At 38.1% G+C, this 26,383-nt stretch carries 27 protein-coding genes and 2 tRNA genes; 16 read left to right on the top strand and 13 right to left on the bottom strand.

All coding sequences use genetic code 11. The features are described from left to right. Positions 1 to 54 precede the first annotated feature (54 nt). The 6 genes from prmA to rsmD all read right to left on the bottom strand — a co-directional run bounded on the left by prmA (position 55) and on the right by rsmD (position 6,292). On the bottom strand, positions 55 to 933 hold the full coding sequence (gene prmA, locus J8L70_RS06875; RefSeq protein ID WP_211054796.1) for a 50S ribosomal protein L11 methyltransferase: 879 nt from the start codon (positions 931 to 933) through the stop codon (positions 55 to 57). 66 nt (positions 934 to 999) lie between these two features. Further along, complete coding sequence (rpoD, locus tag J8L70_RS06870) at positions 1,000 to 2,844, bottom strand: RNA polymerase sigma factor RpoD (protein ID WP_211054795.1); 1,845 nt, start codon at positions 2,842 to 2,844, stop codon at positions 1,000 to 1,002. Positions 2,845 to 2,968: 124 nt separating this feature from the next. Further along, positions 2,969 to 4,720 carry a DNA primase gene (gene dnaG / locus J8L70_RS06865; protein ID WP_211054794.1) on the bottom strand — a complete coding sequence of 584 codons (1,752 nt, stop codon included), beginning with the start codon at positions 4,718 to 4,720 and terminating at the stop codon, positions 2,969 to 2,971. Between the two features lie 138 nt (positions 4,721 to 4,858). Next, positions 4,859 to 5,305: a GatB/YqeY domain-containing protein gene (locus J8L70_RS06860; RefSeq protein WP_211054793.1), complete on the bottom strand. Its 447-nt coding sequence runs from the start codon at positions 5,303 to 5,305 to the stop codon at positions 4,859 to 4,861. A gap of 20 nt (positions 5,306 to 5,325) precedes the next feature. Next, positions 5,326 to 5,541 carry a 30S ribosomal protein S21 gene (gene rpsU, locus J8L70_RS06855; RefSeq protein ID WP_002957797.1) on the bottom strand — a complete coding sequence of 72 codons (216 nt, stop codon included), beginning with the start codon at positions 5,539 to 5,541 and terminating at the stop codon, positions 5,326 to 5,328. Between the two features lie 145 nt (positions 5,542 to 5,686). After that, positions 5,687 to 6,292, bottom strand: a complete 606-nt coding sequence (gene rsmD, locus J8L70_RS06850; protein ID WP_211054792.1) for a 16S rRNA (guanine(966)-N(2))-methyltransferase RsmD — start codon at positions 6,290 to 6,292, stop codon at positions 5,687 to 5,689. Positions 6,293 to 6,498: 206 nt separating this feature from the next. Here rsmD and ftsY point away from each other — a divergent pair, with 206 nt between their 5' ends. The 4 genes from ftsY (at position 6,499) to rpoH (ending at position 11,321) form a co-directional block, all read left to right on the top strand. Beyond that, positions 6,499 to 8,481: a signal recognition particle-docking protein FtsY gene (gene ftsY, locus J8L70_RS06845; protein WP_211054791.1), complete on the top strand. Its 1,983-nt coding sequence runs from the start codon at positions 6,499 to 6,501 to the stop codon at positions 8,479 to 8,481. Positions 8,482 to 8,566: 85 nt separating this feature from the next. Further along, a complete protein-coding gene (ftsE, locus tag J8L70_RS06840; protein WP_211054790.1) occupies positions 8,567 to 9,244 on the top strand; it encodes a cell division ATP-binding protein FtsE in 678 nt (225 codons plus the stop codon). Continuing rightward, positions 9,241 to 10,227 (top strand): permease-like cell division protein FtsX, encoded by a 987-nt coding sequence (gene ftsX, locus J8L70_RS06835; RefSeq protein ID WP_211054789.1) that lies wholly within the window; start codon positions 9,241 to 9,243, stop codon positions 10,225 to 10,227. The genes ftsE and ftsX overlap by 4 nt, the downstream gene beginning before the upstream one ends. Before the next feature lie 230 nt (positions 10,228 to 10,457). After that, the gene (rpoH, locus tag J8L70_RS06830) at positions 10,458 to 11,321 is read left to right on the top strand and encodes an RNA polymerase sigma factor RpoH (RefSeq protein WP_211054788.1); all 864 of its coding nucleotides are present in this window, start codon (positions 10,458 to 10,460) and stop codon (positions 11,319 to 11,321) included. A gap of 267 nt (positions 11,322 to 11,588) precedes the next feature. Here the strand turns inward: rpoH and asd are convergent, their stop codons facing one another. Together asd and rsgA are read right to left on the bottom strand one after the other, a co-directional pair. Further along, the gene (gene asd, locus J8L70_RS06825) at positions 11,589 to 12,455 is read right to left on the bottom strand and encodes an archaetidylserine decarboxylase (protein ID WP_211054787.1); all 867 of its coding nucleotides are present in this window, start codon (positions 12,453 to 12,455) and stop codon (positions 11,589 to 11,591) included. A gap of 14 nt (positions 12,456 to 12,469) precedes the next feature. Then, complete coding sequence (gene rsgA / locus J8L70_RS06820) at positions 12,470 to 13,528, bottom strand: small ribosomal subunit biogenesis GTPase RsgA (RefSeq protein ID WP_211054786.1); 1,059 nt, start codon at positions 13,526 to 13,528, stop codon at positions 12,470 to 12,472. A 122-nt stretch (positions 13,529 to 13,650) separates the two neighbouring features. Between rsgA and orn the strand changes: the two genes are divergently transcribed. From orn to J8L70_RS06800, 4 genes are all read left to right on the top strand, one after another. Further along, a complete protein-coding gene (gene orn, locus J8L70_RS06815) occupies positions 13,651 to 14,196 on the top strand; it encodes an oligoribonuclease (RefSeq protein WP_211054785.1) in 546 nt (181 codons plus the stop codon). 261 nt (positions 14,197 to 14,457) lie between these two features. Further along, positions 14,458 to 14,533, top strand: a tRNA-Gly gene (locus J8L70_RS06810). Between the two features lie 191 nt (positions 14,534 to 14,724). Next, positions 14,725 to 14,800: transfer RNA gene (locus J8L70_RS06805), tRNA-Gly, on the top strand. A 470-nt stretch (positions 14,801 to 15,270) separates the two neighbouring features. Next, entirely contained in the window at positions 15,271 to 17,511 is a 2,241-nt protein-coding gene (locus tag J8L70_RS06800) for a heparinase II/III family protein (RefSeq protein ID WP_211054784.1), read from the top strand. A 243-nt stretch (positions 17,512 to 17,754) separates the two neighbouring features. On the opposite strand, the gene J8L70_RS06795 is transcribed toward J8L70_RS06800, so the two are convergent. The 3 genes from J8L70_RS06795 to J8L70_RS06785 form a co-directional block, all read right to left on the bottom strand. After that, positions 17,755 to 18,180 carry a secondary thiamine-phosphate synthase enzyme YjbQ gene (locus J8L70_RS06795; protein ID WP_211054783.1) on the bottom strand — a complete coding sequence of 142 codons (426 nt, stop codon included), beginning with the start codon at positions 18,178 to 18,180 and terminating at the stop codon, positions 17,755 to 17,757. After that, positions 18,177 to 18,644: a chemotaxis protein CheX gene (locus J8L70_RS06790; RefSeq protein ID WP_211054782.1), complete on the bottom strand. Its 468-nt coding sequence runs from the start codon at positions 18,642 to 18,644 to the stop codon at positions 18,177 to 18,179. Before J8L70_RS06790 ends, J8L70_RS06795 begins: the two co-directional genes overlap by 4 nt. A gap of 70 nt (positions 18,645 to 18,714) precedes the next feature. Then, positions 18,715 to 19,149: a transcriptional repressor gene (locus J8L70_RS06785; protein ID WP_211054781.1), complete on the bottom strand. Its 435-nt coding sequence runs from the start codon at positions 19,147 to 19,149 to the stop codon at positions 18,715 to 18,717. A gap of 92 nt (positions 19,150 to 19,241) precedes the next feature. Here J8L70_RS06785 and J8L70_RS06780 point away from each other — a divergent pair, with 92 nt between their 5' ends. The 8 genes from J8L70_RS06780 to J8L70_RS06745 all read left to right on the top strand — a co-directional run bounded on the left by J8L70_RS06780 (position 19,242) and on the right by J8L70_RS06745 (position 24,822). Further along, the gene (locus tag J8L70_RS06780; protein WP_211054780.1) at positions 19,242 to 19,862 is read left to right on the top strand and encodes a MarC family protein; all 621 of its coding nucleotides are present in this window, start codon (positions 19,242 to 19,244) and stop codon (positions 19,860 to 19,862) included. A 159-nt stretch (positions 19,863 to 20,021) separates the two neighbouring features. Then, positions 20,022 to 21,005, top strand: a complete 984-nt coding sequence (gene dusA / locus J8L70_RS06775) for a tRNA dihydrouridine(20/20a) synthase DusA (RefSeq protein WP_211054779.1) — start codon at positions 20,022 to 20,024, stop codon at positions 21,003 to 21,005. A gap of 235 nt (positions 21,006 to 21,240) precedes the next feature. After that, positions 21,241 to 21,909, top strand: coding sequence for a PspA/IM30 family protein (locus tag J8L70_RS06770; protein WP_211054778.1), 669 nt, complete (start codon positions 21,241 to 21,243; stop codon positions 21,907 to 21,909). Positions 21,910 to 21,918: 9 nt separating this feature from the next. Next, complete coding sequence (locus tag J8L70_RS06765; RefSeq protein ID WP_211054777.1) at positions 21,919 to 22,125, top strand: PspC domain-containing protein; 207 nt, start codon at positions 21,919 to 21,921, stop codon at positions 22,123 to 22,125. A gap of 9 nt (positions 22,126 to 22,134) precedes the next feature. Next, on the top strand, positions 22,135 to 22,461 hold the full coding sequence (locus J8L70_RS06760) for a hypothetical protein (protein WP_211054776.1): 327 nt from the start codon (positions 22,135 to 22,137) through the stop codon (positions 22,459 to 22,461). A gap of 76 nt (positions 22,462 to 22,537) precedes the next feature. Beyond that, the gene (locus tag J8L70_RS06755) at positions 22,538 to 23,047 is read left to right on the top strand and encodes a copper chaperone PCu(A)C (protein ID WP_211054775.1); all 510 of its coding nucleotides are present in this window, start codon (positions 22,538 to 22,540) and stop codon (positions 23,045 to 23,047) included. A gap of 8 nt (positions 23,048 to 23,055) precedes the next feature. Then, positions 23,056 to 24,042, top strand: coding sequence for a DUF2333 family protein (locus tag J8L70_RS06750; protein WP_211054774.1), 987 nt, complete (start codon positions 23,056 to 23,058; stop codon positions 24,040 to 24,042). A 9-nt stretch (positions 24,043 to 24,051) separates the two neighbouring features. Next, positions 24,052 to 24,822 carry a TIGR04219 family outer membrane beta-barrel protein gene (locus J8L70_RS06745; protein ID WP_211054773.1) on the top strand — a complete coding sequence of 257 codons (771 nt, stop codon included), beginning with the start codon at positions 24,052 to 24,054 and terminating at the stop codon, positions 24,820 to 24,822. A gap of 27 nt (positions 24,823 to 24,849) precedes the next feature. Here the strand turns inward: J8L70_RS06745 and J8L70_RS06740 are convergent, their stop codons facing one another. After that, on the bottom strand, positions 24,850 to 25,737 hold the full coding sequence (locus J8L70_RS06740) for a TIGR03899 family protein (protein ID WP_211054772.1): 888 nt from the start codon (positions 25,735 to 25,737) through the stop codon (positions 24,850 to 24,852). Beyond that, a complete protein-coding gene (locus tag J8L70_RS06735) occupies positions 25,734 to 26,324 on the bottom strand; it encodes an SRPBCC family protein (RefSeq protein ID WP_348772136.1) in 591 nt (196 codons plus the stop codon). The genes J8L70_RS06740 and J8L70_RS06735 overlap by 4 nt, the downstream gene beginning before the upstream one ends. Positions 26,325 to 26,383 lie beyond the last annotated feature (59 nt).

Genomic DNA, 26,383 nt, shown 5'->3' with positions numbered 1-26,383 from the left:
AGGCTTTAGATGCAAGTTTAGAGTTAATACTCTATCTTGGGTTTTTGTTGGCTGTTATTTTTTTACACCACTGACTCGTGTCCAATCACCTTCAACGGCAACTTCATCAAGTACAATATTAGGGGCATAAATATCGGCAACTGACTGTGCTTGTTCAGCTAATATTCCCGACATAGCAATTTTTCCACCGGGTTTAAGTAACCCTAAAATAACATTGTGTAACTCACGCAGCGGTTGTGCAAGAATATTAGCCACTACAATATCAGCACTAAATTCAGGTTGATTTTCAGGTAAATAGACTTCTAATTTATCAGCGACTCCATTGCGCTGTGCATTATCTAAACTTGCTTCGAGTGCTTGTGGGTCTATATCAATACCGATCATACGCTCTGCACCTAATTTAATTGCTGCAATGCCTAAAATTCCAGAGCCACAACCAAAATCAACTACCGTTTTACCGGTTAAGTCTTGGCTTTCAAGCCACTTTAAACACAGTGATGTTGTTGCATGTGTGCCAGTACCAAAAGCAAGGCCAGGGTCAAGTAATACATTCACTGCATCTGGATCAGGAATATCGCGCCAACTTGGACAAATCCATAACCTTTCACCAAATTGAATCGGAAAGAAGTTGTCCATCCACTCACGTTCCCAATCTTTGTCTTCAAGTTGTTCAATTTTATATACTAAAGGCTGCTTTAAGGCATTATTAGCGTTAAGCAATGCTGTTACGCTATTCATATCATGATTCGCCTCAAATAAACCAATAACAATCGTGTCGGCCCACAATTGCACTGTGCCTAACTTAGGTTCGTAGATTGGAGTATCTTTTGCATCCATAAAAGTAACCGAGGCACTTCCTGCCTCCATTAATAAATCACTTATTAAGTCAGCATTGTCAGCGCTAGCATTTATACGAATTTGGATCCAAGCCATGTTTAATTCCTGCAAATAGAAAAAAGGCCGCTTAAGCGGCCTTTTTAGTTTATAAATGGCGCTAAATTATTTAGCGTCTAAAAAGCTTTTAAGTAAATCAGAGCGAGAAGGGTGGCGTAATTTACGCAGTGCTTTCGCTTCTATTTGACGAATACGCTCACGTGTTACGTCAAATTGCTTACCTACTTCTTCCAACGTATGGTCGGTATTCATATCAATACCAAAACGCATACGAAGTACTTTAGCTTCACGAGCTGTTAAGCCAGCTAATACATCGTTGGTTGCCCCACGTAGAGATTCCATCGTTGCAGAATCAATTGGCGAGTCAATCGTTGTATCTTCGATAAAGTCACCTAAGTGCGAATCTTCATCATCACCAATCGGTGTTTCCATAGAGATTGGCTCTTTGGCAATTTTAAGTACCTTACGGATTTTATCCTCAGGCATCATCATGCGCTCTGCTAACTCTTCTGGGTTTGGCTCACGACCCATTTCTTGTAGCATTTGACGAGAAATACGATTAAGTTTGTTAATCGTTTCGATCATATGTACCGGAATACGGATTGTTCTTGCTTGGTCGGCAATAGAGCGAGTGATTGCTTGACGTATCCACCACGTTGCATAAGTTGAGAACTTATAACCACGGCGATATTCAAATTTATCAACGGCTTTCATCAAACCAATATTACCTTCTTGGATTAAGTCCAAGAATTGTAAACCACGGTTTGTGTATTTTTTAGCAATTGAAATTACAAGACGTAAATTCGCTTCTACCATTTCTTTTTTCGCACGACGAGCTTTAGCTTCACCAATACTCATACGACGATTTATATCTTTTATGCGCTCAATGCTTAAGCCTGTGCTTTGCTCAATAATTGATAGCTTATTAATACAACGAATGATTTCAGGTTTAACTTCTTCAAGTTTTGCTGAGTGTTTTTCATTCGCTGAAATTTCAATATCTAACCAAGATGCATCTGTTTCATTATTAGCAAAATGCTTAACAAATGTTTTCTTTGGTAATTTTGAAATTTGAACTGCTTGTTTCATGATCAAACGTTCTTGAACACGAACTCGGTCCATCATTTCACGCATGTTATTAACCATGCGATCAAATTGCTTAGGAACTAATTTAAATGTTCTAAATAGTTCACCGATTTCAAAAATAGCAGCTTTAGAATCTGGGTGAGAACGGCCTTTTGAATCAAAAGTTTCACGTGCTTTATTGTATAAATCACGTAAGTTTTCAAAATGTACACGTGCTTCTTCAGGATCTGGACCTGTATCTACTTCTTCTTCGTCTTCATCATCAGAGTCAGCGTCGTCATCATCTTCATCTTCGTCTTGCTGTTCTTCAGTAAGCTCAGAACCGATATGAGTTGCAGTAATTTGCGCTTCGTCTTCGTTAGGGTCGAAGAAACCAGAAATAATGTCGCTTAAGCGCATTTCTTCGGCTTCGAATTTATCCCATTGTTCTAGCAAATAAGTAATTGCTTCAGGGTATTCTGCTACCGAGATTTGTACTTGGTTAATACCTTCTTCAATGCGCTTTGCAATGACAATCTCGCCTTCGCGAGTAAGTAATTCCACAGTACCCATTTCGCGCATGTACATACGCACTGGATCTGTTGTACGACCGATCTCTTTTTCTACAGTAGCAAGTGCGGCAGCAGCAGCTTCGGCTGCATCTTCATCTGTCGTCGTTTCTTGCATCATTAATTCATCAGCATCAGGCGCGTTTTCGCTAACCTTAATACCCATGTCATTAATCATACTAACGATATCTTCTACTTGATCTGAGTCGATAATGTCTTGTGGAAGGTGATCATTTACTTCTGCAAAAGTTAAGTAGCCTTGCTCTTTACCTTTTTGAATCAGAAGTTTTAATTGTGACTGAGGAGTTGGATCCATAGAGATTTTTTCTTCCACTCTGATAAGTTGATACAACAGGCGCCAAACAAACTGTCGCCGTAAACGCACTACAACAAATGTGACGCAGTGAATAGCGTAGTATAACAGCGAAAATCAAATCTGACTAGCTATTAGTCGTTTTTAACGCTGTCATTATTAATTGATACTCAAGTCGCTCATCGCTATTAAGCCCTTGCGTCTTGTCTTTTATTAATAGGGTCTCTAGTCGATAATTTAAACACTGATCTTCAATAAATTTAAAAGTATTTTTAAATACGGTTTCTAAACGTTCATCATTTATTTGATGTTGCCAGCTTGCAAGCTTGATCAGAGCGTCGTATGAAGGGGTATCACGAAAGTACTCTAATAATTGAGCCGTTGTAATATTGTCATTACTTAATGCGTATTTTTGTAGCTCTATAAACAATTCAATACCCGCAATTTTCATATGTGTTAAATCGGGCAAATAGGGAATGCTTTTTGCCAAATTAGGGTGCTGAATTAAAATACCTATTGCTTGTCGCATAGGCGTTATTTTAAATTTACGCTCTATTGAGTGTTGTTGTTTTGGCGTTTTTAAGCGGTTATTTAATTGTTCTCGTGTACGACCAATTAAGCGTCCTAATTGCTCAAGAATGTTTTCTTGGTAAAATTCACTGGGAATTTTTTCGATTAACGGTAGTGCGGCACTGAGTAATTTTGCTTTACCAGAATCAATTGTTAAATCAACGTCTTGGCTTAGTTTATTAAACAATACCTTACTAAAATCATCAGCTTCGCTTAAACGTTCTTCAAAAACGGTTTTCCCTTCTTTTTGTACTAATGAATCAGGGTCTTCGCCATCAGGTAAAAAAGCAAAATTTAATGCTTTACCATCGGTTAAATAAGGGAGTGCATTTTCTAATGCACGCCATGCTGCATCACGTCCTGCACGGTCACCATCATAACAACAAATCACTTTATCTGTGGTTCTAAATAGGGTGTGCATGTGTTCACTTGTGGTGGCCGTACCTAAAGCGGCAACAGCGTATTCAATGCCTTGTTCACTTAGTGCAACAACATCCATGTAACCTTCAACAATAAGAACATGATCTAATTTTTTATGTGCTTGCTTTGCTTCGTATAAACCATATAACTCAAACCCTTTATGAAAAATGCGAGTTTCTGGCGAGTTTAAGTATTTTGGACCTTGTTCGTTTTGCATTACACGCCCACCAAAGGCAATAACTCGGCCACGCTTATCGCGTATCGGAAACATTAAACGATCGCGAAAAAAATCGAATTGCCTGCCTGGTGTTTTTTCTGAGGCGAGTTTTAACTCAACTAATTGTTGTTTTTGTTCTTTGTTTCGGCCTAATTGATTGCAAAGACCATCCCATTCGCTTGGGGCATATCCAATCATAAATTTTTTGACTGTTTCGCCGCTTAGGCCTCTTCCTTTAACGTAATTGATCACATCAGCAGAATTAGCATGGTGTTTTAACTGGTGTTGATAAAAACGGGCTGAATGAAGCATTAGGTCGTAATCAGAGCGCTTTTGTGCCGCAGTACGTTCTGGGGCTGAGTTCGTGCCTTGCTCCCGTGGGACATCAAGGTTTAATAAACTAGCAAGCTCTTCTATTGCATCAACAAATTCAAGTTTATCGTATTCCATCACAAACGATATGGCATTGCCGTTAGCCCCACAACCAAAACAATGATAAAACTGCTTGTCTTGTGAAACGGTGAAAGAGGGGGATTTTTCGTTATGGAAAGGACAACAGGCTTGGTAATCTTTCCCCGCTTTTTTTAAACCAACTTTTGAGTCAATTAATTCAACGATATCAGTTCTGGCAAGTAAATCATCGATGAAATTGCGTGGGATTTTTCCAGCCATATTTTATAAGATTTCCTAAGCAAAGAGAGAGGTAATTTCAACACAAAGCGAACTGTTATTAAAGCTTTAATATATAAAACGAAGAAACCGAGCACTAGGCTCGGTTTGCTTTAATCATACTTTTTGTATGTGGGTGTACTAGGCTGTTAATCGTTGCTTAATTAAACCAGAGATTTTGCCTAAATCGGCGCGACCTTCAGCTTTGCTTTTGATTATGCCCATTACTTTACCCATGTCTTGCATACCTGCAGCGTTAGTGTCAGCAATTGCTGTATCAATAAGGGCAATGATTTCATCTTCACTCAATTGTTGAGGTAAAAATGTTTCAAGTGCCGTTATTTCACTTGCTTCAACTTCAGCTAAATCTTCACGTCCAGCATCTTTATACTGTTTGTAAGAATCACGGCGTTGTTTTACAAGCTTCACTATAACTGCGGTAATACCGTCGTCATCAAGTGTAATTTGCTCGTCAATTTCACGCTGTTTGATAGCAGCAAGCACCATACGAATAGGGTTAAGACGTTGTTTGTCTTTCGCTCTCATCGCATCTTTTTGCGCATCTTTTAGCTTTATTAAAAGGCTCATTTATACAAGACCTAACTGTATCAGTATAATTTAACGCGGCGTGCGTTATCGCGAGAAAGCTTCTTCATGTGACGCTTAACTGCAGCAGCTTTTTTGCGCTTACGCTCAGCTGTTGGTTTTTCATAGTGCTCGCGACGACGAACTTCTGAAAGGATTCCTGCTTTTTCACATGAACGCTTGAAGCGACGAAGTGCTACGTCAAACGGTTCGTTCTCTCTTACTTTAATTACTGGCATTAAAAATTCACCTACCTAAATAATGAGCGTTGCTCAAGTTGATCAAATAATGATCAAGTGGTTCAAAAATGGTGCGCTATTGTAATCCGAAGCTATAGCGCATGTAAAGCATAAAATTAACCGAAAGTAATAAATTCTAATTGGCTTAGGTAATCGCTCTTTGGTAAAGTTGGCAAAGTACTTGTCCTGCCTTTTTTTCTTTTAATAACAGCCAGTTAGAAGGGGGTGTGAATGATGTTATTTCACTTTCAACTTCAACATATATAAATGCATTATCGCTAAGCCATTGGTTATCTTCTAATAAATGACAGCAGTTTTGGGCTAAGTTTTTACGAAATGGGGGATCAACAAAAACGATGTCAAACGTTTCATCTTGGTCTAATTGCTGCAAATACGATAGGCTATTTGTGTTTTTTACTTGGGCATTTTGTAGTTTTAAAGTACCAATATTTTGTTCTAGTTGAAGTGCGGCACCTTTATCTAACTCTATAAATGTAGCCTTATTAGCATAACGAGAAAGTGCTTCAAAGCCCAATCCCCCAGAGCCAGCAAAACAATCAAGTATTTTGGCATCGTGTGTATCTTGCATTAACCAATTAAATACAGTTTCTTTTATGCGATCAGTGGTCGGGCGTAGACCGAGTACGTCTTTCACAGGTAATTTTCTGCCTCGAAACTGGCCACTAATAATTCTTATAAAACCGCTGCTACTTTTATTTGCTGTTTTATTTACGGTTGTTTTTTTTCTCATTTAACTCACTAATAAATGGTATCTGTGATCTAGCTCAGATAATATTGCTGTTGTTTACGTATAGCTTTATTTTTCAACCGCTCTAAAAGTGTTATTATTTATCACTTAGGTTTTGAACAGTTGTTTACTTAGCAAAAAATGCTGGGTATAGCTAAGCTATTTCAAATTTTAGTTTATCAGATATTTATAAGTGGTTATTAGCAAGTATGGCAAAAAAAAGTAAATTTATGTCTTGGTTTGGTTTTGGCAAGTCAGATAAAAAACAAACCGAACAAGCCGAAGCTGAGCGTTTAGCTGCAGAACAAGCTGAACAAGAGCAATTAGCTGCTGAGCAAGAGAAGTTAGCGATTGAACAAGCAAATGCTGAGCTGTTGGCAAAAGAACATGCCGATGCTGAAAAATTAAAAGCAGAGGAAGCTAAGCAAGCACAATTAGCCGCAGAGCAAGCTGAACAAGAACGTGTAGCGCAGGCACAATTAGCTCAAGAACAAGCTGAGCAAGCGCGTTTAGCGCAAGAACAAGAAAAAATAGCGATTGAACAAGCAAATGCAGAGCTGTTGGCAAAAGAACATGCCGATGCTGAAAAATTAAAAGCAGAGGAAGCTAAGCAAGCACAATTAGCTCAAGAGCAAGCTGAAAAAGAACGTGTAGCGCAGGCACAATTAGCTCAAGAGCAAGCACGTTTAGCGCAAGAAGCACTCGCTGCAGAGGAAGCTGAACAAGCACGTTTGGCGCAAGAGAAACTCGCTGCAGAGCAAGCTGAACAAGCACGTTTGGCGCAAGAGAAACTCGCTGCAGAGCAAGCTGAACAAGCACGTTTAGCGCAAGAGAAACTCGCTGCAGAGCAAGCTGAGCAAGAACGTTTAGCGCAAGAGAAACTCGCTGCAGAGCAAGCTGAACAAGCACGTTTAGCGCAAGAGAAACTCGCTGCAGAGCAAGCTGAGCAAGCACGTTTAGCGCAAGAGAAACTCGCTGCAGAGCAAGCTGAAGAAGAACGTTTAGCGCAAGAGAAACTCGCTGCAGAGCAAGCTGAACAAGCACGTTTAGCGCAAGAGAAACTCGCTGCAGAGGAAGCTGAACAAGCACGTTTAGCACAAGAAAAACTCGCTGCGGAAGAAGCTGAACAAGCACGTTTAGCACAAGAGAAACTCGCTGCAGAGGAAGCTGAACAAGCACGTTTAGCACAAGAGGAACTCGCTGCGGAAGAAGCTGAACAAGTACGTTTAGCACAAGAGGAAACAGCTCAAAAACCTAAAAAAGAAGGCTTTTTCTCTCGTCTGAAAAAAGGTTTATTAAAAACGCGTGTAAATATAGGTTCTGGCTTTGCATCTATTTTTAGCGGTAAAAAAATAGATGACGATTTATTTGAAGAGCTAGAAACGCAATTATTGACGGCTGATCTTGGTGTTGATACCACCATGAAACTCATTGATAACTTAACTGATGCGGCCAATCGAAAGCAGCTGAAAGATGGTGATGCACTTTACGAGCTAATGAAACAAGAAATGGCAACCATGCTCAAAACAGCCGAACAGCCTCTTGAGATGAGTACTAATAAAAAACCATTTGTCATTTTAATGGTTGGTGTAAATGGTGTTGGTAAAACAACCACAATCGGTAAGTTGGCAAAACAGTTTCAAAATGAAGGCAAGTCGGTCATGTTAGCGGCAGGGGATACATTTAGAGCCGCGGCCGTTGAACAACTCCAAGTATGGGGTGAAAGAAATGAAATCCCAGTGATAGCACAACATACAGGAGCAGATAGCGCCTCGGTTGTTTTTGATGCGTTTCAGGCTGCTAAGGCTCGAAATGTTGATGTGCTTATTGCCGATACAGCTGGACGTTTACAAAATAAAGATAACTTAATGCAAGAGCTGGAAAAAATTGCACGAGTAATGAAAAAAATTGATCCCGATGCACCGCACGAAGTGATGTTAACTATTGATGCAGGCACAGGACAAAATGCAATAAGCCAAGTTAACCTATTCAACCAATGTGTTGGCTTAACAGGAATTACCTTATCTAAGCTAGATGGTACTGCTAAAGGTGGTGTTATTTTTGCTGTAGCCGATAAATTTAATATTCCGATTAGGTATATTGGTGTGGGTGAAGGGATTGACGACTTACGCGAATTTAATAGTAATGATTTTATTGAGGCGTTATTCAGTCAGGATGAGGGCGAAGCGTAATAATATGCCCAGCTTTGGGATTTCATATAAATAATTAATACATTCTTAAGGGAGAAAACTCCCTTAAGTTAGCTGGAGTATAATAATGATAAATTTTCAGCAAGTAAGTAAAACCTATTCTGGCGGACACCGTGCGCTAGAAAAAGTAAGTTTTCATATTGAGCCTGGTGAATTGGCATTTTTAACGGGTCATAGTGGGGCTGGTAAAAGTACTTTATTAAAACTCATTAGTTTGATGGAGCGCCCATCAGCCGGAAATGTATTTATAAATGGGACCGATCTTAATAAAGTAAATGCAAGACAAATTCCTTATGCGCGTCGCGATATTGGAATTATATTTCAAAACCATCGATTATTAGAACGTCACACTATTTTTGATAATGTTGCACTACCTTTAATTATTGAAGGTACGCACCATAAACAAATTGCAAAACGGGTGCATGGCGCACTAGATAAAGTGGGCTTACTTGATAAAGTAAAATGCCACCCATCCACTTTGTCAGGTGGTGAACAACAACGTGTTGGTATTGCGCGTGCCATTGTTAACTCTCCCCCTTTACTTCTTGCTGATGAACCTACAGGTAATTTAGACCCTGAGCTATCAATGGAAATACTCAAATTATTTGAAGATTTTAATAAACATGGCACAACCGTATTAATTGCAACCCATGATTTAGGTTTGGTATCGCGCATGAAATACCGTAGCTTAACTTTAAAAGAAGGGCGTATGAGTCAAGACCCCCTAGCGGAAAGTTTATTATGAGTTTGTTATTTAAAGGTCGCCAAAATGCCAACGAGCGAGTAAAAAAATCGAGCCTAGCCAGTGGATATTACTTTATCGTTAATATTTTTCGTCAAGGTGTACATAGTCTTGGTGAGATGTGGCGTACACCACTTGCATCAATGATGACGATTGCGGTGTTAGGCTTGAGTTTAACATTACCAGCAACACTGTACTTAGTGGTGAAAAACGTTCAGCAGGTGAGCAGTGGTTTTGAACAAGCTAGCGAAATATCGTTATTTGTTAAAGACAGTATGAACCCACAACAAACCCAAACATTAGTAAAACGTTTAGCCTTGTATCCTGAGGTTGAAAGTGTGTCTTTTATTTCAAAACAAGATGCACTGAGTGAGTTTGAATCGGTTTCGGGATTTGGGCAGGCGTTACAATATTTAGATTCGAACCCGTTACCGGATGTGGTGCTTGTAACTCCGACTCCTCGTCATCGCATGCCCAATGCAGCACAAACATTACTTGCTAAATTAGAAGCTGAACGTGAAGTTGACTTTGGTAAGTTAGATATTGCGTGGTTAGAGCGTTTAAATGCTTTATTAAGTTTATTAAAAGATAGCGTAATTACAATCGCATTATTATTACTTACGTCTGTGACGCTCATTATCGGTAATACGATTCGTTTATCGATTATGGATAAAAAAGAAGAAATTCAAGTTATGAAGTTAGTCGGTGCGACCAATGCTTTTATCCACGCTCCATTTTTATGGACGGGGGTATGGTATGGTGTCATTGGTGGCTTATTTTCATTCATATGTGTTTCACTTATGATGTGGTGGCTTGGGTCTGCCGTAAGTAGTGTAGCCGATGTATATCAAACCCGTTTTGATTTAATTGGATTGTCATTTTCAGAGCTCGGGTTCTTAATATTACTGGCAACTTTACTCGGCTTTGTCGGTTCATATTTATCAGTTAACAGGTATATAAAAGAAATAGAGCCCGATAAAGTATAGTTAGTACCACTTTACTTAAACATATTAAATTGTTTAGTTGCCTGGCTTTAAAGGTTGGTGACTAATCAATTGCCTAATTAAATTCATTACCTATTCAGACGCTTAGCGTACACTAAATAAATACTAAAAAACCTCTTGCATTAAAAGCAAAAAAAGTTTTTAATTCGAGTTAGCACTCTTGGTTAAAGAGTGCTAAGATGGTTTCAAATGTTTTATCACTGAGGTGAAAAATGAGTAAAGATTTATACGCAATGGCACTAACTGTCGGTCAACAAAGCGCAAGCATGGACGGATACTTACAAGCGGTAAGTACGATACCTATGCTTAAAGCTGAGAAAGAACAAGAGCTAGCAAAACGTCTGCAAGAAGATGGCGATCTTAGCGCTGCAAAGCAACTCATTATGTCGCATTTACGCTTTGTTGCACATATTGCTAAAAGCTACTCAGGTTATGGCTTACCACAAGCTGATTTAATTCAAGAAGGTAATATTGGATTAATGAAAGCGGTAAAGCGTTTTGACCCTACAGTGGGCGTACGTTTAGTCTCGTTTGCTGTACATTGGATTAAAGCAGAGATTCATGAGTTTGTACTTAAAAATTGGCGCATCGTTAAAGTTGCGACCACAAAAGCGCAACGTAAATTATTTTTTAACCTACGCAAAAACAAAAAGCGTTTAGGTTGGTTTAACCAAGCAGAGGTTAGCACTGTTGCTAGCGAGCTAGGTGTAAGTGAAAAAGAAGTTCGTGAAATGGAATCGCGTATGAGCGGTCAAGATATGGGCTTTGATTTAACTGGCGATGATAACGATGATGCGCCAAGCAGTACCTATTCTCCCGTTCAATATTTAACGGATGGTTCTGCTGATTTAGCTGATGATATTGAACAACAGCAATGGCAAGAGCAATCACATACACGTTTATTTAGTGCATTAAAAACGCTAGATGAACGCTCACAAGATATTGTTAGCGCTCGTTGGTTATCTGACGATAAAGCAACACTACAAGAGCTTGCTGAAAAGTACAGTGTATCTGCAGAGCGTGTTCGTCAGCTAGAAAAAACAGCGATGAAAAAGCTACAAGCAGCAATGAGCTAAACGTTCATTAATATAAATTAAAAACGCCTTGCTTAATGCAGGGCTTTTTTGTTTATGGAGTAAGATAAAAACAAAAGGTCAATTAATGTAATTGGCCTTTTATATTTAAGTACTGCCTTGTCTTTAAATGAGGTCGTATTTAAGTTTAGGCATGAAAACACCAAACCAAGTGCATAAAAAAGACCAGCAACAAAAGCGACTGGCCTTCACTTAAAAGCGTCAACGTATTTTAGGACGTGACATACTTTAATTTAACGCACCATTAAATTATTTTTTAATGGTGGCAAATGCAGTGCCTAAGCGAGTGACTGTTTCTGGTAGTTGGTCATCAAGAATATCTGCTTTATCAGCACCCCATGCTAACACAACGGTAGAGCCAAGTTTAAAGCGGCCCATTTCTTCACCTTTTTTAAGTGTTAAAGCGTTTTCGCCTTCGGTTGGGTATTTCCAACTAAATACATCACTACCAGCTGGAGGGGTTACAGTCCCTGCCCACACGGTTTCTATACTCGCTACAATGGTTGCCCCGACTAACACCATGGCTAGTGGGCCAATGTCTGTTTCGAAAATGGCTACAACTCGCTCGTTACGGGCAAATAAATTAGGTACATTTTGCGCGGTAAGAGGGTTTACTGAAAATAAATCACCAGGTACGTAAATCATTTTACTTAATGTACCATCAATAGGCATATGTATACGGTGGTAGTCTTTAGGGGCTAAATAAATAGTTGCAAACTTACCATCTAAAAAGGCCGTGGTATCGTACTCATCACCACCTAATAGAGCTTGTAAGCTATAGTCATGACCTTTAGCCTGAATAAGTTGGCCATCGATAATATCACCTAATTGACTAATTGCACCGTCAACAGGGTGAATGATCACTTGTTCATCATCAACCATAGGGCGTACACCGTCTTTTAAAGGACGTGTGAAAAACTCATTGAAAGTTTTGTAATGAGCTGGATCTGAGTATTTAGCCTCAGTCATGTCTATTTTATATTGCTTAATAAATAACTTTATTAAGTAAGTTGTTAATGCACCAGCTTTTGCTGCTGCTAATTTTCCTACTACGCGCGAAATAAAATGTTTTGGCATTGCGTATTGCATTGCTATTTTAAATTTGTCTAAGCTCACTGATAACTTCCTAATTATACTCTAGGCGCACGTGCGCCGGCTCGGCCATCGGCCATAGTTTCTAAAATTCGATGATAACTCTCATAGCGTAATGTGGAAATATCGCCATCAGCTACCGCTTGTTTAATAATACAACCCGGATCGTTTAAGTGCTTACAATCTCTAAATCGACATCCACCCATAAGTGCTCTAAATTCTTTAAAACACCAAGTAACACGCTCTACTTCTAAATGCCATAAGCCAAACTCACGGATGCCTGGCGAGTCTATTAAATTACCGCCCGAAGGTAGATGGTGCAAACGAGATACTGTTGTTGTATGTTGGCCTAAACCACTGTTTTCAGATACTTCTTTCGTTAATATTTCGGCATCTGGAAGTACTGTATTGACGAGCGTTGATTTACCAACCCCACTTTGACCAACAAAAATATTGTTTTTATCAACGAGTAGTTGCTTGAGCTCATCAATGCCTTCGCCGGATACACTACTGACTAATAATACTTGATAACCTAAACCGCGATATATATCGAGTATAGATTGTATTTTACTTAAGCCAGCATCATCGATTAAGTCTATTTTATTAAGTACTAAAATAGGCTCAATCCCCATATCTTCGCAGGCAATCAAATAACGATCGATAATATTATGAGTAAATTCGGGTAAAACCGCAGAGACCATTAAAATTTGATCTATATTAGCGGCAATGACTTTTACACCATCGTAAAAATCAGGGCGAGTAAGTTGCGAACGACGCTCTTGAGTTGCTTCAATGACACCCGCTAAGTCGCCTTCACTTACTTTTGCACGGCGAAATAAAACTTCATCTCCACATACTAGGTTAGATACCGTACGGCGTATGTTGCAACGAAATACATCGCCATTTTCAGTTTCTACATCAGCATGTTGACCGAAACGACTAATAACAATAGCGCTTTGAGTTGCGCCTAAATTATCGTTTTGCCACTGTTGATCGCTTATTTTTACAGTTTGGCTATCTGCATTTTTTAAACGCTTTTGATGATTGGCCTTAATCCGACGGGATTGACCTTTACTTAATTTTTTCTGTTTTGCCACTTTAGGCCTATAACCTGAGTTAAATGTCGACTTTGCTAAAAAAAGCTTTAGCTCGGCGGTTGATGCTAATATGATATATCGAAATGCGTTGGATCTAAAGAAAAGCACCATTTAAGGTAATTATGACTATTAATAAATCAAATTTAATCTGGCTTGACCTCGAAATGACAGGCCTTGAGCCAGAAACCGACAAAATACTTGAAATTGCAACGGTTGTCACTGATGCCGATTTAAATATTCTTGCAGAAGGGCCTACTATTGCAATTCATCAAAGTGAAGAGTTATTAGCAGGTATGGACGAGTGGTGTACCACGCAGCATGGTCAATCAGGTTTAACTGAGCGTTGCAAAGCGAGTTGCTTTGACGAAGCTTATGCGGTTGAACAAACATTAGCGTTTTTAAAGCAATGGGTACCTAGCGGTGTATCACCAATGTGTGGAAACTCTATAGGGCAAGATCGTCGTTTTATGAATAAGTACATGCGTGAGTTAGAAGATTTTTTCCATTACCGCAATTTAGATGTCAGTACGATAAAAGAGCTCGCACGACGCTGGAAACCAGAAGTACTAGCACAAGTAAATAAAAAGGGCTCACATTTAGCACTTGATGACATTAAAGATTCAATTATGGAATTGAAAGTGTATAGAGAAAAGTTCTTTAATTTGTAAAAAAAACTTGCAAACACCTCTAATTATTGTAGAATCCTGCCCCGCTCAAGACGATAACCCCCGCGGGGTTAGTGTGTTTGAGTAACTAGGTTGTTTTGATTGATGTGCTTTTTCACCAAAGAAATCATATTAATAAAGTGAGTTTTGCTAAAGCCTAGAATTTAAGTTTGACGACTTTTGAATGCGGCACTAGCTCAGTTGCCAGAATGTTGAACGCGACACGTCGCGCACCAACGGACGAATCACTGACTATTTTTGAATGCGGCACTAGCTCAGTTGGTAGAGCGCGACCTTGCCAAGGTCGAGGTCACGAGTTCGAGCCTCGTGTGCCGCTCCAATCTTTTTTAATAGATTGCAGCAAAAATTTTAAATGCGGCACTAGCTCAGTTGCCAGAATGTTGAACGCGACCTGTCGCGCACCAACGGACGAATCACTGACTATTTTTGAATGCGGCACTAGCTCAGTTGCCAGAATGTTGAACGCGACCTGTCGCGCACCAACGGACAAATCACTGACTGTCTTTGAATGCGGCACTAGCTCAGTTGGTAGAGCGCGACCTTGCCAAGGTCGAGGTCACGAGTTCGAGCCTCGTGTGCCGCTCCAATCTTTTTACTCCCTTTATTAAATTATGATTTAGCTACCCACTTTTTATTTAATAAAAAGAGTGCTCATAACTTCCTTTTGTATTTCTGAATAAATATTCAGAGCTTCTTATATGTGTACTTTTATACTTATAAATTCACTCTTTAGCACAACCCTATACTTTAAATTCTTATTTTATTTAATTTTCTCGTATCTGTTGCTCAACTATTTCCTTATCTTTATTTATATAAATTACGCATTTTGTTAAATAAAAATTCACTTTTACAAGACAAAAGTACAAAGAAAACGTTATATTTAGTGCCTGACAATATAGCAATGAATAACTCATTTAATATAAACAAGCGTTTAAAGTGAGCTGTTACTGTAAGTTATTATATAGCCGCACTTTTTAGTTATTAATTGTCATTTTAAATACACTGTATACAACTTCTAAAAGTTTGAACGTTTAGACAATGTAAGGACTCACATACATGCACATAAAAAAAATTCCGGCTTTAATGCTAATGACGGCTTTATGCTCAAGCCCATTTACACTTAAAGCACAAGATCACCCTAGTTTAATTTTAAATAAAAATAGTGTTGAAAAGATTAGAAATAATTTAGGTGAAACGCCTTTATTTGACGCAACATTACAACGAGTAAAACAAGAGGTTGATGCTGAAATTGCAATGGGGATAGATACACCTATCCCGAAAGATTTTTCAGGTGGGTATACTCATTATCGACACAAACAAAATTTTATAATTGCGCAAAAAGCGGGTGTGCTTTATCAAATTTTACAAGATGAAAAGTACGCAATATATATTCGCGATATGCTAATGCAATACGAAGCAATGTATAAAAACTTACCTCTTCACCCACAAGAACGTTCGTATTCTCGTGGTAAATTATTTTGGCAATGCTTAAACGACAGTAACTGGCTTGTATATATGAGCCAAGCTTATGACACTATTTATAACTTTTTATCAGAGCAAGAGCGCAATAAATTAGAGAATAACTTATTTCGTCCTTTTGCTGATTTTATTTCATTAGAAAACCCTGCTTTTTATAATCGAGTGCATAACCATAGTACATGGGGTAATGCTGCTGTAGGTATGATTGGTTTAGTGATGAATGATGAAGAGCTAATTCAAAGAGCTCTTTACGGTATAGAAGATGATGGTTTACCGCTAGGCAGTTATGATAATGATGGCGGCATTATTAAAGTTGAAGGGCAAAGAAAAGGCTTTTTAGCGAATTTAGAAGAACCATTTTCTCCTGATGGTTATTACACGGAAGGTCCATATTATCAACGCTATGCAATGTATCCATTTTTAATTTTTGCACTGGCAATGGAAAATGCTCGTCCTGATTTAAAAGTATTGCAGCATAAAGATAATGTTTTACTTAAAGCTGTTGATGCACTGTTAAATTTATCTGATGCTGATGGCGAGTTTTTCCCACTTAATGACGGTCAAAAAGGCATGTCATATTATACTGCATCATTAGTTACAGCCGTGAACATTGCCTATCATTATGGAGAGCAGAATCCTAAGTTACTAAGCATTGCACAAAAGCAGAACCAAGTACTATTAGATGAATCAGGGTTAGATGTTGCTATTGGCATACGCGAAGGAAAAGCTAAGCCTTATACTAAAAAGTCAGTTAATCTTACTGATGGTATTAATGGTAAGCAAGGTGGTGTAGGGGTTTTACGCTACGGCAATGAAGATTTAACATTGGTATTTAAATATGCTGCGCAAGGTTTAAGCCACGGTCATTATGATAAGTTATCGTATTCTCTTTACGAAAAAGGTGATGAAATAATTCAAGATTATGGATTGGCTCGATTTGTAAATATCGGCCAGAAAGGGGGCGGTAATTACTTAAAAGAAAACAAAACTTGGGCTAAAACAACCATCGCGCATAATACATTATCTCAAGATGGCGAAATGCACTTTAAAGGTAAGTACAGTGTTGCCAGTACAAAACATTCTGATTTGTATTTTTTTGATGCAGATAAAGAAGATGTACAAGTGGTGAGCGCTACTGAGGCAGCTGCTTATCCTGGTACCGAAATGCATCGTACAATGGCTTTAATAAAAGACGAGCACTTTGAAAAAGCATTTATGTTAGACATCATGAAAGTTTCTGCTGATAAAAAGCATGACTATGATTTTCCATTTTATTACATGGGGCAGGTTATTGATGGCAACTTTAAATGGGAATCACCTAAGAGCTTAAGCCCACTTGGTAATAAAAATGGCTACCAACACTTATATTTAGAAGGTAAAGGTAAACCTGCTGGCGCGAATACTCAGTTCTCTTGGTTGCACGAAGGGAAGTTTTATACACTTACTTCTGCGACAACACAGGCCGATGAATTACTATTAACGCGTATTGGTGCTAATGATCCTCAGTTTAATTTACGTCGAGATGCCGGTATTGTGATCCGCAGAAAAGATACCGCTGATACTACGTTTGTTTCAATTATTGAACCGCATGGCAGCTATAGCCCTGTGTCGGAAGCATCTTTAAACTCTAGCAGTAATATTAAAGAAGTCTCTGTAGAGCTTGATACAGCGCAATATACGGCAGTGAAAATAGTCGATTTAGATGATAATGAGCAATGGTTTATTTTAGCCAATAAAAATGCGTCAAATACGGCTAAACACAGCTTAACTATTAACAAAAAAACGTATCGTTGGGTGGGACCTTACCTTTATCAATAATAGGTAAACCATCGTTAAGTAAAAATTGCCCTGCAATCTATTAAGCTTATTAACTAATAGGTTGTAGGGTAACGATACGCTGAAAATGAGTGTTAAAACCACTGAAAACGTTATTTTTATTATATTGCTATAAACATCTTTAAATGCAGTTCTAACTCATATTGATAATTAAAGTATTAATAGTGGTGGTAATAAGGTATTTGAAGTGTTTTATATTGTTGCAGACACTGTGGGGTATTAGCGCTACAGCTCACCTTGAATAGTCGCAATTATGTTTCTACTGCTGGCATGATCTCGGTGCTCACCGAGGTATATTCCTTGCCAAGTCCCCAATGCTAAATAACCGTTAGCGATAGGAATTGTTAGCTCACAACCAATCGTACTGCTTTTTATGTGCGCAGGCATATCATCATCGCCTTCATAATCATGGCGGTAATAAGGCTGGCATTGTGGAACAAACTTATTAAAGTGGCTTTCCATATCCATGCGAACGGTGGGGTCGGCATTTTCGTTTATGGTTAAGCTAGCAGAGGTATGTTGAATAAATAAATGTAACAGCCCAACTTTATAGCGGCTTAATTGAGGAAGTTGAGCAATAATTTCATTATCAATTAAGTGAAAACCCCGAGAGCGGGGTTTTAATGTAATAATGTGTTGTTGCCAACTCATAGCGCATCGAAGCTTATTTCTATATAAGCATTACCGTCATCACTGGTAAATGGCATAAGAATTTTTTTGCCATCACTTTTATGGGTAATTGTGTGATTTTTACCTGAAACAACAATGGGGGTCGCCATATCAAAATCGTACCCTTTTTCGCCCAGTAGGTTTTTCGCCCCACCGGTAACCATATTGGTTATTTCGCCAACCATATCAGTAACTTCATCATTAATACTGTCAGGTTTTTCACCTAACATTTTTTCCATTAACGTCAATGCAAGGCTTTCATCAAAAGTAATCGATAGTGAGCCACGAGTAACCGGCCCGACCATTCCGATAACACCCGATACATCACCGCATGCTATTTCATCGGTTTTTATACGAGGTTTTCCCGGTTTTAATTTTGTTTGCGCCATAGTCTCTAATACATTAAGTAAAGAGGCTAAAAAAGGATTGATGAATTCTACATTCATGGTTTATACCTATTAAATAGTACTGAAATAACAGCTTGCAATAAATCTAATTTAAAATACAAAACTAATTTTATGAACGACAAGACTCACATTTACCATGTGCTTCAATTGTTTGTGCAGAAACAATAAAACCGCTTTCTGCTGCAAGGTTATTTAACTCATGGGAAATAACAGTAGAGTGTAATTCTTTTATAAATCCACAAGTGTCACAAATTAGTAATTGAACAGGGTGAATATGATCAAAATGATGACACAGCATAAATGCATTTGTGCTTTCTATTTTATGAATAAACCCCAGCTCAGATAAAAAATCTAAAGCACGATATATGGTTGCGGGCTTAGCGCCTGCCTCAGTAACTTTTAACTGTTCAAGTAAATCATAAGCACCAACACCTCCTTGGGCATTAGCTAATAACCGAAAAACTTTTTCACGGATAGGTGTAAAACGTGCACCACGGTTATCACATTCTTGTTTGGCTTTACTTACGAGTGATTCTATATTCATCTAATTTATCCTTACGCGACCGTGATATACTAACATATTGTATTGTAGTTGCAGCGTTTTTATTCTACTCATTTTACTAGGAAATTTTAAGGATGCATGAATTATTAGCCACATTTATTTTCTTTTTTGCAGTCATAGACCCGATCGGGACTGTACCCGTCTTTATTGCTGTTACACGCGCTGACGATGAAAAATTTAAACGTAAGGTTGCTTTAAAAGCCGTCGGGGTCTCTGCACTTGTATTACTCTTTTTTGTTGTAGCAGGTGAGCAATTATTAAATGCAATAGAAATACCTTTAGCGGCGTTTCAAATTGCGGGTGGTATTATTTTATTACTGTTTGCATTGTCGATGATTTTTGGAGAAAGCAAACCTGAAACAGAAATAAAAAGCGTACGTGATAGTACCGAAACGGCAATATTCCCTTTAGCTATCCCTTCTATAGCAAGCCCTGGGGCTATGTTAGGTGCCGTGTTAATGACCCGAAATGAAGAGTTTACCTGGGTTGAGCAGTTAGTTACATCATCAATGATGTTAGCTGTATTATGTGTTGTGTTGGTTTTATTATTATTGGCAACACAAGTACATAAATTAATTGGTGACAGTGGAGCTAGTATTATAAGTAGAATCATGGGGCTTGTTTTAACGTCGGTAGCGGTGACTAATATTTTAAGCGGGGTGGCGCAGTATTTTGGTTTACAAGTGTATGGCTAAAAGCGAGTAAAACGAATGACGTTATTTTTAATCCAATAGCGGATACTTACTGCTGCATTTTATTATTTAGGTTGTGTATAATTACCCGCTAAATTTGTTATTAGAATCGTTAATGCGCTTTTATTGCGTACATTAATTAAAAACTTTGGAAGTATCGCAATGCCTGCAAGTCCCGTAAGTAATAGTTTTCGTAGAATGTCTGTAGCTCCCATGCTTGATTGGACTGACCGTCATTGTCGTACGTTTCATCGTAAAATGACCAAGCATACGGTGCTATATACTGAAATGATAACCACGGGCGCCATTTTATTTGGTCGCGGTGATTACCTGCATTTTAATCAGCATGAAGGGCCTGTTGCATTGCAATTAGGTGGCTCAGATCCTAAAGCGTTAGCGCAATGTGCAAAATTGGCAAGTGAGCGTGGCTATCATGAAATTAATTTAAATGTAGGTTGCCCATCTGATAGAGTGCAAAATGGGCGTTTTGGCGCATGTTTAATGGCTGAGCCAGATTTGGTTGCGCAATGTGTTAGTGCGATGAAAAGCGAAACAGATATTCCTGTAACGGTAAAAACACGTATCGGTATTGATGAACAAGACTCCTATGCATTTTTATGTGCGTTGGTTGAGGCAAGTCATAAAGCTGGATGCGATGACTTTATTATTCATGCACGTAAGGCATGGCTTAATGGTTTAAGTCCAAAAGAAAATCGTGAAGTCCCTCCTCTTGATTACCCGCGAGTATATCAACTTAAAAAAGATTACCCACAGTTAGATATTAGTATTAATGGCGGTGTTAAAACGCTGACCCAGAGCCTTGAGCATTTAACGCACCTAGATGGTGTAATGATAGGTCGCGAAGCGTATAGCAATCCGTTTATATTAAATGATGTTGATGAAGTTATTTATGGCGAAACAGCCAATAGTCAAACACGTCATGATGTTGTTCGTGCAATGTATCCGTACATAGAAGAGGAAATGCGTTTAGGTGCTAATTTTTGGCATGTAGCACGCCATATGTTAGGGATTTTCCAAGGACAGCCAGGTGCTCGTGGTTTTAGACGACACTTATCAGAAAATGGTCACGGTAAGCAGGCTGATTTATCGGTTATGGATAAAGCTCTGAGTTTCGTTCCAGAATAAACGTATTTTGTAATTAAAATAGCCACCATATTGGTGGCTTTTTTGAACCTAAAAGTTGGTCAAATTCACTTTTTTTTAGTCTTTTTAAACTTTTCCATTCATCCACTCTTCATTCTCCTATTCTTTTTATTTACCGTATCTAATTGAAAATTAATTGTTTTATTGGTTTTTCAGGAGTTGGCATAACTTTTGGAATAACAATGAGGTAATTATTAATTATAAGCGGAGAGTTTAAATGAGTGTAATAACTAGAATTAACGATGTAATTCAATCAAATATCATTGCAATGCTTGATAAAGCAGAAGACCCACAAAAGCTCATCAAGCTATTACTTAACGATATGCAAGGCGCATTGAGTGAGTGCCGCACTACAGCCGCAACACTGTTATGTGAAGAAAAAGCGCTTAAACGCCATATCAAAGCCAATGTGTTAACGATGAACCACTGGCAAGAACAAGTAGAAATAGCGATAGCTAAAAATCGCGATGATTTAGCTAAAGCGGCTTTAATGCAAAAGCAAGTAATTGCAGATGATGTAACCATTAAAGAGTCTGAATTGGCCGCTTTGCAAAACTCTATTGTAAAAATGAGCGATGACTGTGAGCGTTTAAACAAAAAAATAGCGGATGCCAAAGTAAAGCAATCCCAGCTAGAAAAACGCCAAAATATTGCGACAGTAAAAGCAAAGGTACACGGGCAAGTACACAGTGAAAAAATAACCCATGCTATGTCACGTTTTGATTGCATTGAGCAAAGAGTAGAAAGTATTGAAGCACAAGTTGAGGCTTACGAAATGACATCATCAGCAAGCTCAATGGCAGATGAAATTAATAACATAGTAAAAAATGAGGCGATTGATAATGAATTAGCCGCTTTAAAAATGACGATAAAGAAATCAGCTTAGGAGAACGGTATGAATACATTTAATGCAGAACGTCGTTGGTATAAAGATAAACTAAATAAAAAAATATCGGGGGTGTGTAGTGGCTTAGCACAACGACTAGATTTACCCGTTTGGTCTACCCGATTAGTTACGCTGCTACTTTTTTTGAGTTTCCCCGTTGGTGTATTAATAGGTTATTTGGTTGCTCATTGTTGTTTAGAAGATAAAGTAATTTAGGAGAATGTAATGAAAACACTAGCGATAGGTATTGTCTTATATTTGTTATTTTTTACTGATGTGCTGCCTTTTGTCCATTTTGAGTCGTGGCAATTACCATTATGGATTGCGGATATTAGCTGGACAGGGCTTGAGTTAGTTGGTGTATTAGTGGCAATTATTATTGTTGCTGCGGTTGCAGGGTTATTAGCTATGGGCGTAGTAGGGGCTTTTTTAGTGGCTTTTGCCGGTGTTGTTTTAGCGTGTTTATTTGGCTCTATCATGATATTTTGGCCATTACTATTAGCTGCCATACTCTATTGGTTAATAAGCGACAATAAAAAAGTCTTAAGTTAATTTTTTAACTGACTAAGTAGGCCATTCTATGGTAAATTTAGCGAGTAATCTTATGTTAATATACAAGGAATAAATAATGATGAAAATGCTTTTAATAACCGTAGTGATAGCTTTATCTTTTTGTTTTTCGTCATCATTATTAGCCCATGAGGGGCATGATCATAGTCATGAAGTTGCTCAGCTTAGTGTTGAAAATGGGCAGGTAAGAGAGTTTTTACCTGCTGCTGAATCCAGTGTCGGGTATTTAACAATTAGCAATCATAGTAAAGTTGATGCTGTGTTAGTTAAAGCGACGATTGATGGATTGGGGCGTGTAGAAATACATCAACATAAGCACGAAGGTGCAATGATGAAAATGGAAAAGGTAAGTAACATAGAAATTAAGGCTCATGAAAGTGTGCAGTTTCAACCTGGCGGCTTACATTTAATGGTATTTGAGCCGCAAGAGCCACTTATTGCAGGGCAAGAACGTAAACTCACGCTATATTTTAAAGATGGTAACCGTATTTTTACAAACATAGAGGTTATATCGCTAGCAGAACAAGTTGAACAATCTACGTCTGCTAAACATCACTCGCATCACTAGGAGGTAAAATGTCGCAACATAAAGGAAAGTTAGTCACATTATTGGTACTGCTACTTGTTATTTTTTATGTCATTGCTGTTTATTGGAGCATTGAACCTGATAGGTTTGATGTTATCGACAATGCAAATCAACAAGCGAAGCAAGAAAATACCCAATTAGTTACCGGATATACGACCACATCAACGTTGATTACCGTTTCGAATACCTTGCTCAATAAGCCCGGTGGTTACTTGTCAAATGATGTGATGCCACCTAGTTTATTTATGGATAATATGCCTGCGTGGGAATACGGTGCACTTGAAATGGTGCGTGATTTAGCCCTGTCGATGCGTAAGGATTTCAGCCGTTCTCAGTCTCAGTCAACAGAGCACGAGGCACTAAAAAAAGCACAACCACAATTTAATATTAGCTCTGAAGCATGGGCGTGGCCTAGTGCTGAAGGTGAGTATGAAAAAGGAATTGAGTTTTTAATCACTTACCGTAATCAAATTGCTAATCAGCATGAACGTGATAGCCAGTTTTATGCCAGGGCAGATAATTTACGTAGTTGGTTAAAAGAGGCCGAAAAACGTTTAGGTAGCTTAAGTCAGCGTTTAAGTGCCAGTGTTGGCCAAGAAAAAGTAAATACCGATTTAGCAGGTAACTCATCAAATAAACAAGCAACTAACACTCCACTGCAACAGCAAATTAGAACATCGTGGTGGGAAATAGATGATGTGTTTTACGAATCTCGCGGTGCAACGTGGGCGTTACTTCATTTTTTACAAGCCGTAGAGTACGATTTTGCAGATGTACTTGAAAAGAAAAATGCGCGGGTAAGTTTACAACAAATTATACGTGAGCTTGAGGCAACTCAAGAAACTGTGTGGAGCCCAATTATTTTAAATGGGAATGGTTTTGGTTTTGTAGCAAACCACTCATTAGTTATGGCTAATTATATTTCACGAGCCAATGCGGCTTTAATCGAGTTGAGCGAATTGCTTGCTCAAGGATAAGGAAGAACGATGAAAAAATATTGTATTGCAGCTGCCATCTCTATGGCATGTTTAACGCCGGTTGCGCACGCTGATACTCTTTTAGGGCTATATATCGGTGTAGATGGAATTCAAGCGGGCAATGATGGTAGTTTCTCAGATGGGAATAACGCCCAACAAGATTTTAATTTTGAAGATGAAACATTTATAAGTTACTACGCTGCTTTTGAGCACCCAGTACCTTTAATTCCAAATATTAAATTAAAGTACACTGAGCTTGAGCTAAACGGTTCAACAACACTTGATAGTTCTTTTTCATTTAATGGTGAAGACTATGTAACACAAACCGATGTTAGTTCAATGACTGACTTTTCGCATATTGATTATATTTTGTATTACGAAATTTTTGATAACGATTTGGTATCAATTGATTTAGGTCTAAATGCAAAGCAATTTGATGGTGAAATTACAGTAACAGGTACTTCACAGCAAAATGGTTCTAGCCATACAGAAACCGTTGAGTTTTCTGGTTTTGTTCCGCTTGCTTATGGTCGCGCTGAAGTGGGCCTACCATTTACTGGTTTAAGTGTATTTTTTGAAGGTAGCTTATTGGCTATCGATGATAGCAAGTTGCAAGATTACCAAGCTGGTATTGCTTGGGAATTAATTGATAATTTAGCGGTAGATGTTGCTATTAAAGCGGGTTATCGTTCAATGACATTAGAGCTTGATGATATCGATGATATTAATACTAATATCGATATGTCAGGTCCTTTTGCCGGTGTTCAAGTACATTTCTAACGTTGCATAATGTTAACCTGGTATAAATTATTCAATTGTATGCCAGGTTAGCTCAAATTCATTTTCTAATGCGCTATTTATCAATTGCTTATAGTTTTTATTTATTGGAATATTTATTAACTTAGAAAGCTCATCTCCGGTTTGCGTAAACTTATAATAACTCAATACTAAATCACTACTTTTAGCTTTAAGTGTAACTTTTTGTGATAAAAAGCAAAGTGTTAGTTCTTGTCCTGATTTTAAAGCCGCCGATTCAATTTCTTTTCTATACAGTAAATTTAAATCCATTAAGGTTAAAATTTCGGGAAAGCTAATGCCTGTTTTTCCTAAATTTAATGACACTTTATTCCCTTTTCGTAGTAAATCAAACAAGGATGGCTTTTTATAAAACCCTAATAAAATAAAGTGACTATCATCTTTTGCATTAAAGCTACTCAGTGACACACATTTTTGCAATGCATCGGCTTCACGTTGTGTCATATGCTTTAGTGTTTGCAGACTTTTAATTGAAAAAGTACCAGGGGTTAAGGTTTCGCCTATTAGGATTTTGGCCCATAATATTTGCATTGATTCATTAGCGGTATCTTCACACAAAGAGATAAAATGCTCTACCCAGTCTGCATCAGGCTGCTTATTGCTTGCTACATCAGGGCAAAATTCCATCGCTAAAGCTAATATTGTTTCTATGTTTTGTTGGCGCTTTATAAGTAATAGATCTTGCCTTTTTTGAGCACGAGCTAGGGTTGTATTGTCACTATTAATACTATAAAGCGGTTTTACTTGACCATGGGTATTATATTGTTGCTGGCTCGTATCCCCATTGCCTTTTTGTATTGTTTTAGTAACAGGGTAGCCAAGTAGAGATTCAATAATATTAGCTAACCTAATTTTTACTTGTGAAGATTTTACCGTCATAGTGAATTTACCTGTGTGATTGCAGGTTGCATTGGATCTTCGGGGGGATTTTGTTTTTGTTTTTCATGCTCAAGTTGAGCGACGGTTTTTATATTGTTAAGCCCTAAAGTAATGGTGTTTGTTAACACATATTCACTTAATAACGCCATATACCCAGATAAAAATGGGGTGTTTGCTTGGCCTTCTACGTGACAAATAACATCGACAGCAGCGCCGTTAGCTTGCTGGGTTATTGTCGCATTAATTATATGATCTTGATTAAATAAAATATTAAATGAGATTTTATTTTCTGAGATAGTCGTGATTGTCATTTCACCAAAACCCCATTGGCTTTGCCATGTTTGATGGGCACCGAGCCCGCTATTAGGTTCACCTAAAGTAAACTTAATTGTTGGATCAACCTTATGCCATGGAGACCATTTTTTCCAATGGTTAAAATCACTTATTAATGAGCTAATTGCTTTTCTATCGGCCTCGATGGTTACTGATTTTTGTGCTTGGTAATGCTGAGGCAAAAGTAAGCCTATGACAATGATTACGAGTAATAAAATAAATACTGTTTTTAAAGTTAGTTTAAGTAGTTTGATAAGCGTGCCTTTTAAATGATTAATTAATTATGATTTAAAAAACTAAATATTAATCGACT

This window comes from Pseudoalteromonas sp. MMG010, from assembly GCF_018100905.1.
Lineage (GTDB): Bacteria > Pseudomonadota > Gammaproteobacteria > Enterobacterales > Alteromonadaceae > Pseudoalteromonas.
This window is presented reverse-complemented; position numbering and strand designations above follow the sequence as displayed.

Coding starts and splice junctions, on each gene's coding strand:
- prmA (WP_211054796.1), bottom strand. CDS start 933: ATGGCTTGGATCCAAATTCGTATAAATGCTAGCGCTGACAATGCTGAC.
- rpoD (WP_211054795.1), bottom strand. CDS start 2,844: ATGGATCCAACTCCTCAGTCACAATTAAAACTTCTGATTCAAAAAGGT.
- dnaG (WP_211054794.1), bottom strand. CDS start 4,720: ATGGCTGGAAAAATCCCACGCAATTTCATCGATGATTTACTTGCCAGA.
- J8L70_RS06860 (WP_211054793.1), bottom strand. CDS start 5,305: ATGAGCCTTTTAATAAAGCTAAAAGATGCGCAAAAAGATGCGATGAGA.
- rpsU (WP_002957797.1), bottom strand. CDS start 5,541: ATGCCAGTAATTAAAGTAAGAGAGAACGAACCGTTTGACGTAGCACTT.
- rsmD (WP_211054792.1), bottom strand. CDS start 6,292: ATGAGAAAAAAAACAACCGTAAATAAAACAGCAAATAAAAGTAGCAGC.
- ftsY (WP_211054791.1), top strand. CDS start 6,499: ATGGCAAAAAAAAGTAAATTTATGTCTTGGTTTGGTTTTGGCAAGTCA.
- ftsE (WP_211054790.1), top strand. CDS start 8,567: ATGATAAATTTTCAGCAAGTAAGTAAAACCTATTCTGGCGGACACCGT.
- ftsX (WP_211054789.1), top strand. CDS start 9,241: ATGAGTTTGTTATTTAAAGGTCGCCAAAATGCCAACGAGCGAGTAAAA.
- rpoH (WP_211054788.1), top strand. CDS start 10,458: ATGAGTAAAGATTTATACGCAATGGCACTAACTGTCGGTCAACAAAGC.
- orn (WP_211054785.1), top strand. CDS start 13,651: ATGACTATTAATAAATCAAATTTAATCTGGCTTGACCTCGAAATGACA.
- J8L70_RS06800 (WP_211054784.1), top strand. CDS start 15,271: ATGCACATAAAAAAAATTCCGGCTTTAATGCTAATGACGGCTTTATGC.
- J8L70_RS06795 (WP_211054783.1), bottom strand. CDS start 18,180: ATGAGTTGGCAACAACACATTATTACATTAAAACCCCGCTCTCGGGGT.
- J8L70_RS06790 (WP_211054782.1), bottom strand. CDS start 18,644: ATGAATGTAGAATTCATCAATCCTTTTTTAGCCTCTTTACTTAATGTA.
- J8L70_RS06785 (WP_211054781.1), bottom strand. CDS start 19,149: ATGAATATAGAATCACTCGTAAGTAAAGCCAAACAAGAATGTGATAAC.
- J8L70_RS06780 (WP_211054780.1), top strand. CDS start 19,242: ATGCATGAATTATTAGCCACATTTATTTTCTTTTTTGCAGTCATAGAC.
- dusA (WP_211054779.1), top strand. CDS start 20,022: ATGCCTGCAAGTCCCGTAAGTAATAGTTTTCGTAGAATGTCTGTAGCT.
- J8L70_RS06770 (WP_211054778.1), top strand. CDS start 21,241: ATGAGTGTAATAACTAGAATTAACGATGTAATTCAATCAAATATCATT.
- J8L70_RS06765 (WP_211054777.1), top strand. CDS start 21,919: ATGAATACATTTAATGCAGAACGTCGTTGGTATAAAGATAAACTAAAT.
- J8L70_RS06760 (WP_211054776.1), top strand. CDS start 22,135: ATGAAAACACTAGCGATAGGTATTGTCTTATATTTGTTATTTTTTACT.
- J8L70_RS06755 (WP_211054775.1), top strand. CDS start 22,538: ATGATGAAAATGCTTTTAATAACCGTAGTGATAGCTTTATCTTTTTGT.
- J8L70_RS06750 (WP_211054774.1), top strand. CDS start 23,056: ATGTCGCAACATAAAGGAAAGTTAGTCACATTATTGGTACTGCTACTT.
- J8L70_RS06745 (WP_211054773.1), top strand. CDS start 24,052: ATGAAAAAATATTGTATTGCAGCTGCCATCTCTATGGCATGTTTAACG.
- J8L70_RS06740 (WP_211054772.1), bottom strand. CDS start 25,737: ATGACGGTAAAATCTTCACAAGTAAAAATTAGGTTAGCTAATATTATT.